Origin of the sequence: Methylobacterium iners (genome assembly GCF_022179305.1) — a bacterium.
Classification (GTDB): domain Bacteria; phylum Pseudomonadota; class Alphaproteobacteria; order Rhizobiales; family Beijerinckiaceae; genus Methylobacterium; species Methylobacterium iners.
Genome location: NZ_BPQP01000058.1, coordinates 24,087 through 31,967, shown reverse-complemented (window position 1 = coordinate 31,967; position 7,881 = coordinate 24,087). Strand labels below are relative to the sequence as shown.

Annotated in this window: 10 protein-coding genes; 2 read left to right on the top strand and 8 right to left on the bottom strand. The window is 69.4% G+C overall.

Translation table 11 applies throughout. The features are described 5' to 3' along the window. Window positions 1-93: 93 nt before the first annotated feature. From MFF55_RS17710 to MFF55_RS17680, 7 genes are all read right to left on the bottom strand, one after another. The gene (locus tag MFF55_RS17710; RefSeq protein ID WP_238245427.1) at window positions 94-840 is read right to left on the bottom strand and encodes a YebC/PmpR family DNA-binding transcriptional regulator; all 747 of its coding nucleotides are present in this window, start codon (window positions 838-840) and stop codon (window positions 94-96) included. Window positions 841-1,072: 232 nt separating this feature from the next. After that, window positions 1,073-1,399 (bottom strand): DUF2442 domain-containing protein, encoded by a 327-nt coding sequence (locus tag MFF55_RS17705; protein ID WP_238245426.1) that lies wholly within the window; start codon window positions 1,397-1,399, stop codon window positions 1,073-1,075. Further along, complete coding sequence (locus MFF55_RS17700) at window positions 1,392-1,634, bottom strand: DUF4160 domain-containing protein (protein WP_238245425.1); 243 nt, start codon at window positions 1,632-1,634, stop codon at window positions 1,392-1,394. The genes MFF55_RS17705 and MFF55_RS17700 overlap by 8 nt, the downstream gene beginning before the upstream one ends. Window positions 1,635-1,671: 37 nt before the next feature. Next, window positions 1,672-2,448 (bottom strand): HAD-IA family hydrolase, encoded by a 777-nt coding sequence (locus tag MFF55_RS17695; RefSeq protein ID WP_238245424.1) that lies wholly within the window; start codon window positions 2,446-2,448, stop codon window positions 1,672-1,674. After that, window positions 2,442-3,128, bottom strand: a complete 687-nt coding sequence (gene rpe, locus MFF55_RS17690; RefSeq protein ID WP_238245423.1) for a ribulose-phosphate 3-epimerase — start codon at window positions 3,126-3,128, stop codon at window positions 2,442-2,444. Before rpe ends, MFF55_RS17695 begins: the two co-directional genes overlap by 7 nt. 28 nt (window positions 3,129-3,156) lie before the next feature. Next, entirely contained in the window at window positions 3,157-4,017 is an 861-nt protein-coding gene (locus MFF55_RS17685; protein WP_238245422.1) for a phosphoribulokinase, read from the bottom strand. Between the two features lie 27 nt (window positions 4,018-4,044). After that, window positions 4,045-5,106: a class 1 fructose-bisphosphatase gene (locus tag MFF55_RS17680; RefSeq protein WP_238245421.1), complete on the bottom strand. Its 1,062-nt coding sequence runs from the start codon at window positions 5,104-5,106 to the stop codon at window positions 4,045-4,047. 168 nt (window positions 5,107-5,274) lie between these two features. On the opposite strand from MFF55_RS17680, the gene MFF55_RS17675 reads away from it, so the two are divergent. Beyond that, window positions 5,275-6,225, top strand: coding sequence for a LysR family transcriptional regulator (locus tag MFF55_RS17675; RefSeq protein ID WP_238245420.1), 951 nt, complete (start codon window positions 5,275-5,277; stop codon window positions 6,223-6,225). After that, complete coding sequence (locus MFF55_RS17670; RefSeq protein WP_238245419.1) at window positions 6,222-7,442, top strand: NAD(P)/FAD-dependent oxidoreductase; 1,221 nt, start codon at window positions 6,222-6,224, stop codon at window positions 7,440-7,442. Before MFF55_RS17675 ends, MFF55_RS17670 begins: the two co-directional genes overlap by 4 nt. On the opposite strand, the gene MFF55_RS17665 is transcribed toward MFF55_RS17670, so the two are convergent. Further along, window positions 7,439-7,726 carry a helix-turn-helix domain-containing protein gene (locus tag MFF55_RS17665; RefSeq protein ID WP_238245418.1) on the bottom strand — a complete coding sequence of 96 codons (288 nt, stop codon included), beginning with the start codon at window positions 7,724-7,726 and terminating at the stop codon, window positions 7,439-7,441. The genes MFF55_RS17670 and MFF55_RS17665 overlap by 4 nt on opposite strands. Window positions 7,727-7,881 lie beyond the last annotated feature (155 nt).

Genomic DNA, 7,881 nt, shown 5'->3' with positions numbered 1-7,881 from the left:
CCGGAATGACGGCGGTTGGTAGGGAGAGGGCGGTCCACATTGCCCGCTGTCAGGTTCGTGAATTCGGCAGCGCGGGGAGGAAGGGCAAGGACTTCACCCCTCGAGCTTCGCCATCAACGCCTCGGAGAGCGCGAAATTCACGTAGACGTTCTGGACGTCGTCCTGGTCCTCGATGACCTCGACCAAGCGGACGAGCTTCTCGCCCGTCTCGTCGTCGACCTCGATCGTGGTCTGCGCCTTCCAGATCAGGCCCGTGCGCCGCGGCTCGCCGAAGCGGGCCTCCAGCGCCTTGGAGACCTCGCCGTAGGCATCCTGGGCGCAGGTGACCTCGTGGCCGTCCTCTCCCGAGCGCACGTCGTCGGCACCGGCCTCGATGGCCGCTTCCAGCATGGTGTCGGCGTCGGCGACCTCGGCCGCGAAGGCGATCACCCCGACCCGGTCGAACAGGAAGGCGACCGCGCCCGTCTCCGCGAGGCTGCCGCCGGACTTCGTGAAGGCCGAGCGAACGTCGGAGGCGGTGCGGTTGCGGTTGTCGGTCTGTGCCTCGACGATCAGCGCCGCGCCGCCGGGGCCGTAGCCCTCGTAGCGGATCTCCTCGTAGTTCTCGCCCTCGCCGCCCGTTGCCTTCTTGATGGCGCGCTCGATGTTGTCCTTGGGCATGTTCTCGGCCCGGGCCGCGAGCATGGCGGCGCGCAGGCGCGGGTTCATCGCCGGGTCCGGCGTGCCAAGCTTGGCCGCCACCGTGATCTCTCGGGCGAGCTTGCCGAACACCTTGGAGCGGACCGCGTCGACGCGGCCCTTGCGGTGCATGATGTTCTTGAACTGGGAATGGCCGGCCATGGCGTGACCTTGCGGAAAAGCGACGGGGTCTCGGAGCCCAGGCGGCCCCTTCCTCGACGTCGCCGCGTTGGGAATGATCGGGGTTATAGGCCGGGCCGGCGCTGGGTGGCAACGCGGAGGAGGGGTGATGGCTGGAAAGTGGGCCCGGTTGGCGAGCTTGGCTGTCGGGGCGGTCGCGGGAGCGACCCTGTTCGCGCGGCCGGCACATGGCCGGGCGGCAAGATCCCCCGGGTCAGGCCGACGCGCGGGCGCGCCGGGCGTTCCATGCCGGCGATCCGAGAACGTTCGCGATAAGCGCGGGGACGTAGAGGTCGGCGTCGAGCCGAGGGAAGTGTAAGCCCCGCCCCGCCGGGCTCACCTCGATCTCGGCGAGGTCCTTTGCGGAGGCATCAGCGAGCCCTTCAAGGTCGGCGACGGGCAACCGAAGCTCCGTTCCCGACGAGAGAACGACGAGGAGAACGGCTTCCCGTTCCAGGTACCGGGCGGACACTGCGTGCGGCTCGTCGGCGGACACGCGCCGAGCCCGCGCCGTGGCGGCATCGAAGGCATCCTCATCCATGAATCCGCTCCCAGGCTCTGACGAGAACCGGCAGATTGACATCGAGCATCGCCGCGATGCGAGACACTTCGCGACGCGAAAAACCGAAATTTTCCCGGATCTCACTTGGTCCTTTCGGACCATTCAGGATGAACACGGCTTCACACCCGTTGCCGATCACGTGGACATGCGCCGGACGATGATCATTCGGGTAGATCACAACACGAAGCCCACCCGATTGCAGCACCGTTGGCATAGCAGAGACCTCGGAGCTTGGAAAACAACCCGCGACGTCAGTTGGCAGGCGTCGCCTTGGGAAGTCCGCTCTGCTCGGCGTGCCAGTCGCGAAGGCCGTCGAGGGTGACAATGCCACCGGGCCACTCCACCCCCGCCAAGTGCTCGTGCGGGGCGCCCGGCTCGCCGAGGTCTGAGATCGCCGAGAAGGCGCCGTCGAGGCGGTGGCTCGCCGTGTAGCGGCTGCGGGTGGCGAGCACGGGCAGGCCCGCATCGAGGGCCGAGCGGATGCCGGCCGCCGAATCCTCCAAGGCGATCGCCTCCGAGGGCGCGACGCCGAGGCGATGCAGGGCAAGGTCGAACACGTCCGGCGCCGGCTTCTTGCGCGCCGCCTCGTCGCCGCAGGCGATCACCGCGAAGGGGGCGTCGCCCTGCGGGAAGTTGAGCCTGACGAGGCCGTCCACGTTGGCGCGGTTCGTCGTCGAGGCGACCGCGAGCTGCAGGCCGGCCTCGCGCGCCTCGCCGATGAGGCGTCCGATCCCGGGGCGCAGGCGCAGGCCGCCGTCCTCGATCAGGGTGCCGTAGAAACGGGTCTTGAGGTCGTGAATCTCGGACAGACGCCGGCGCAGGGCAGGGGCCTCACCCACGTGGAAGGTCTCGATGTAGTGGGCGAGGCGCTCCTTGCCGCCCATGACCTTGAGAAGCTCGCCGTAGAAGTCCGGCGTCCAGTGCCAGTCGAGCCCGAGCTGACCGAAGGCGCGGTTGAAGGCCTGCCGATGCAGGTCCTCGGTCTCGGCGAGCGTCCCGTCGACGTCGAAGATCAGCGCCCTCAGCACGCGACCGGACCGGCTGACCCGCGACCCTCCGCGCCCGAACGGATCGCCGCGATGGCCGAAGCGTAGCCCTCCGCCGCCTTGAACACGGCGTTGCCGGCCACGAAGACGTTGGCGCCGGCCCTGGCGGCCGCCCCCACCGTCTCAGCCGTGATGCCGCCGTCGACCTCGATGTCGATGCCGCGCCCCGCGCTCATCGCCGCCACCCGGGCGACGGTCTCGAGGCTCGAGGCGAGGAAGCTCTGGCCGCCGAAGCCCGGATTGACCGTCATGACGAGGACGAGGTCGACGATGTCGAGGAGCGGCTCGACCATCGCGGCCGGCGTCCCCGGGTTGAGGGCGATCCCCGCCCGCTTGCCGAGCGCCCGGATCGTCTGGAGCGAGCGGTGGATATGGGGCCCGGCCTCGACGTGGACGGAGATCGTGTCGGCCCCGGCCTCCGCGAAGGCTTCGAGGTAGGGGTCGGCGGGCGTGATCATGAGGTGCACGTCGAAATGCGCTTGGCTGTGGGGCCGCAGCGCCTTCACGATAGCCGGACCGAAGGTGATGTTGGGGACGAAATGCCCATCCATGACGTCGAGATGGATCCAGTCCGCACCGGCCTCGACCACTGACCGGACCTCCTCGCCGAGCCGCGCGAAATCCGCCGAGAGGATCGAGGGGGCGATGATGGAGCGGGTCATGGCGGCGGGTCTCACTTCGGTTCGGGGCTCAGGCCATCCGCCGCTTGCGCTCGACGAGCTGCATGATGATCGGCGTCAGGATGAGCTGCATGGCGAGATCGAGCTTGCCGCCCGGGATGACGATCGAGTTGGCACGGCTCATGAAGCTGCCCTGGATCATCGAGGTCAGGTAGGAGAAGTCGATCCCCTTGGGGTCCCGGAACCGGATCACCACCATCGATTCGTCGGCCGTCGGAATCCAGCGCGCGATGAAGGGGTTCGAGGTGTCGACGGTGGGCACCCGCTGGAAGTTGATGTCGGTCCAGGAGAATTGCGGGCAGATCGTCTGCACGTAGTCCGGCATCCGCCGCAGGATCACGTCGGTGACGGCCTCGGTGGAGTAGCCGCGGAACGAGCGGTCCCGGTGCAGCTTCTGGATCCATTCGAGGTTGATCACCGGCACGACGCCGATCTTGAGGTCGGCGTAGCGCGCGATGTCGACGGTGTCGTTCACGACGCAGCCGTGCAGGCCCTCGTAGAACAGGAGGTCGGAGCCCGCCGAGAAATCCTCCCAGGGCGTGAAGGTCCCGGGCGGCGTGCCGTAGCACTCGGCCGCCGAGGCATCGTGGACGTAGTGGCGGGTCCGCCCGAGACCGGATTCGCTGTAGGTGCGGAAGACCTCCTCCAATTCCGGCAGGAGGTTGGCGCGCGGCGCGAAGTGGCTCAGCGTCGGCTCCTCCGCCATCGCCTTGCGCATGGCGATGCGGTCGAGCGCATGGAAGGCGTCGCCCTCGATGTAGACGGCGTTCACGTCCTCGCGCCGGAAGATCTGCTCGAAAGTGTTGCGCACGGAGGTCGTGCCCGAGCCCGACGAGCCGGTGACCGAGATGATGGGGTGACGCGCCGACATCGTGACCTCGGGGGCTGTCCCGCGCCCCTAGCTTCGCATCAGGCCGCGCTGGCCGAAGAGCGGCGAGCGTCCCGCGGCCGGGTTGCGGCCCTCGTAGTACTTCGCGACGCACGCGACCTCCTCGCCCGAGCCGAACACCAGCGGCACGCGCTCGTGGATGCCGGTCGCCGCGATGTCGAGGATGCGGCGCTCGCCGTCCGTCGCGGCCCCGCCCGCCTGCTCCATCAGCATGGCGATCGGCGCGGCCTCGTAGAGGAGGCGCAAGCGCCCCTGCGCGTAGCCCTTCCGGTTGTCGCCGGGATAGAGAAAGACGCCGCCGCGCATCAGGACGCGCTGGGCGTCGGCGACCAGGGAGCCGAGCCAGCGCATGTTGAAGTCGCGGTCGCGCGGGCCCTCGCTGCCCCTCAGGCAATCCTCGATGAAGGCCTTGACCGGGGCGTCCCAGTGGCGCGCGTTCGAGGCGTTGATCGCGTATTCCTTGCTCTGGGCGGGGACGTTCAGCGCCGCGCTCGTGAGGCGGAAGGCCCTGACCTCCCGGTCGAGGGTGTAGATCTGGGTGCCGTGGCCGAAGGTCACGACGAGCGAGGTCGCCGGACCGTAGGTGACGAAGCCCGCCGCGATCTGCACGGTGCCAGAGTCCGTGAACGAGGCGATGAGGTCGCCCTCCCGCGACAGGGCCGGGCGGATGCCGAAGATCGTGCCCACCGCCATGTTGACGCCGATGTTCGACGACCCGTCGAGGGGATCGATCGCGACGGCCAGTGGCGCACCGGCGTTGAGCACCATCACGCCGTCGGCCTCCTCCGAGGCGACTTCGGCCACCGGCGCGCTCCGCAAGGCCTCGGTGAAGCGCTCGTGGGCGAGGACGTCGAGAGCCTTCTGCACGTCGCCGTCGCTGTTCTGAGCGCCCTGGGCGGCAAGGTCGCCGCCGAGCGAGCCGCGCCCGATCAGGGCGCTGACGTCGATCGCGGCTTCGGCGCAGGCCGCGACGACCGCGGCCGCGTCGGCAAGGCGGGACTCCGCGGCGACGATCTGCGCGAGGCACGTATCGAGCCTCGATCCGAGCTCCAGAGGCGAACCTGCCGACATCGTTTCACGTCCTTCCATCGCTTCGAGACCCGGACGACACGTCATTCCCGCGCAAAGCTCGCCGGCACGATAAGGCCTCGTCTCACGCGAGCACCAGTGCCGAGCGGCTGATGACGAAGGAAATCTAAAAAAACTTGCGAGGCACTCCAAAAAAACTAGAAACGCGGAATGCGCAACCTGTCTCTGAAGCAGCTCCAGGCCGTCGCCGCGGTTGCCCGCCTCGGCACGATGACCCGCGCCGCCCAGGAACTGAACGTGACCTCGGCGGCGCTGTATGCCCGCATCCGGCAATTGGAGGAAGAGGCGGGGCTGCTTCTGTTCGACCGCACGCCGAACGGATTGAAGCCCACCGATGCCGGCCGCGAGATGCTGTGGGCGATCAACAGCATCAACACGGTGCTGGAGACCTGCACCGACCGGCTGCGCACGCTGAAGGGCGGCGGCGGCGGCCGGGTCGCCATGGGCGTCGTCTCGACGGCGAAGTACTTCGCGCCGGGCATCATCTCGGGCTTCGTCGGCCACCATCCCATGGTCGAGATCAACCTCGTGGTCGGCAACCGGGGCAGCACCGTCGAGGCCCTGCGCAACTACGAGATCGACTTTGCGATCATGGGGCGTCCGCCGCGCGACTTCGCCATCGAGGCGGATACCTTCGGCGCCCATCCCCTGGTTCTGATCGCTCCCCCGGATCACCGCTTCGCCGGGCGCTCCGGCCTCACCCGGGCCGACCTCGCAGACGAATCCTTCCTCGTGCGCGAGGACGGCTCGGGGACGCGCACGGTCTTCGAGGAGTTCATGGCCGGCGTCATGATCAAGCGGGCCAGGCTCGGGATCGATTCGGGATCGAACGAGACGATCAAGCAGGCAGTGATGGCGGGCCTCGGCATCGCGCTGATCTCGGGCCATACGGTCGCCGCGGAGGTCGAGACCCGCCGCCTCATCCTTCTCGACGTCCAGGGCCTGCCGATCCGGCGGGATTGGTACGTGGTCCGCCGCGCCGACAAGGTGCTGGGGCCCGCCGCGGCGGCCTGCTGGGAATACGTGATCAGCGACGGCGCGCGCTGGCTTCCCGTGCTCGACACCTCGGCCGGCTCGGCGCTCTCGGAGTTCGAGACGTGAGCGTCGTCATCGTCGGCGCGGGCCAAGCCGGCCTTCAGGTCGCGGCCTCGCTCAGGGAAGCGGGCTATGCCGGCTCGGTCACCCTCGTCGGAGAGGAGGCGGACCTTCCCTACCAGCGGCCGCCGCTCTCCAAGGCCTACCTCGCCGGGAAGACCGACGCGGCCGGGCTGGCGCTGCGCGCTCCGGGCTTCTTCTCGGAGCACCGCATCGAGCACCGGGCCGGCATTCGCGCCACGGCGGTCGATCGGGCGCGGCGCGAGGTGCACGTGGAAGGCGCGTCACCGCTTCCTTACGAGCATCTCGTCCTCGCCACCGGCGCCCGCGTCCGGCCGCTGCCGGTGCCCGGCGCCGATCTCGAAGGCGTCCACGCCCTGCGCTCGCTCGCCGACGCGGACCGGCTCAAGGCGGCACTCGCCGACGCGCGGGAGATCGCGATCGTCGGAGCTGGGTTCATCGGCCTGGAACTCGCGGCCATCTGCTCGGCCCGGGGCTTGAGCGTCACGGTGATCGAGGCCGCCGGCAGGCCGATGGCCCGCGCGGTCTCGGTCGATACGGGCGCGTTCTTTCGCGACGCGCAGGCCGCGGCAGGCGTCCGCTTCCGCTTCGGCGCCGGCGTGACGGCGGTGGAGGGAGAGGGTGGCCGCGCCGTCGCCCTGGCCCTTGCCGATGGGGACCGGCTCGCGGCCGACCTCGTACTCGTCGGGATCGGCGTGATCCCGAACGAGGAGATCGCGGGGGAGGCGGGCCTCGCGGTCGGGAACGGCATCCACGTGGATGCCTTCCTCGCGACGCAAGACCCGGTCGTCTCGGCCATCGGCGACTGCGCCCGCTTCCCGAGCCGCTTCGCGGACGGGGCCGCCATCCGCATCGAATCGGTGCAGAACGCCCTGGACCAGGGGCGCTGCGTCGCCGCCCGGATCGCGGGCCGGCCGGCGGCCTACGATGCCGTGCCGTGGTTCTGGAGTGACCAGGGCCCGCACAAGCTTCAGATCGCGGGCCTGCCGGCGCCGGGCGACGAGAGCGTGGTCCGGCACGCCGAGACCGGGTTCTCCGTCTTCCGATTCCGCGACGGGCGCCTCACCGGCGTCGAATCCGTGGACCGCGCGGCCGATCACATGGCGGCCCGGCGCATCCTCGCGCAGGCGATCGCGCTGACGCCGGACCAAGCGGCAGACACAGCTTGCGACCTGAAGGCCGTCGCGATGGGCCGCGGCTAGCGGTCGTTCTCCGTCGTCAGCGCGTCGACCCGCGTCCCTTCCTCACCCCCATGCCCCGTGAGGCGGACGCCAGCGGAGCCATCCTCGCTGAAGACGATCCCCGCCGTCATCAAGGCACTTCGCAGCGCCTCGACCTGTCCCGAGGCCGCATCGGTTCCGCCCGTTTCGAAATCCCGCACGAAGGCCGACCCAAGCCCGACCTTCGCGGCGAGATCGTCCTGAGACCAGTTGAGGAGGGCGCGGGCGGCTCGCGACTGCGCCGGGCTCATCGTGTTGGGCGACATCCCGCTCGGCCCGCTCTCATCGGATCCGGTCAACGGCTTTCTCCCTCGTGCATGCGGTGATCATGCGGACAACGGCGCCCCGCACAGGATCGTTCATTTGAACGATGCTTCGGAATGCCGAGCTCCGCGATGCGGCACGGGACAACCGGAAAACC